The 239-nt window shown below is 68.6% G+C and carries 1 protein-coding gene; it reads right to left on the bottom strand.

The features are described 5' to 3' along the window. Positions 1-239: zinc-binding dehydrogenase (locus ABY44_RS00885; RefSeq protein WP_431640744.1), on the bottom strand; the 239-nt coding region annotated here is incomplete at both ends.

The raw sequence follows: 239 nt of genomic DNA, 5'->3' as shown, positions 1-239 counted from the left end.
CGAGCGAGCGACGGCCGCCGATCAGCGACATCACGCCGACCGAGAGCGGTTCGCCGGGAGCCCCGACGCACACCATGGCGCCGCCGACGTCGAGCAGGCTCAGATAGGAGCGCAGATCGATCACCGCGCTGACGGTGTTGAGGATCACGTCGAACGACGACCGCAGCTCACGGAAGGTCTCCTGGTCGCTCGTCGCGCGATAGTGGTCGGCGCCGAGCCGCAGCCCGTCGTCCTTCTTG

The organism is Burkholderia sp. ZZQ-2, from assembly GCF_050768715.1.
Taxonomy (GTDB): domain Bacteria; phylum Pseudomonadota; class Gammaproteobacteria; order Burkholderiales; family Burkholderiaceae; genus Burkholderia; species Burkholderia cepacia.
The sequence above is the reverse complement of the archived record's forward strand: the minus strand, read 5'-3'. Positions and strand labels throughout refer to the sequence as shown.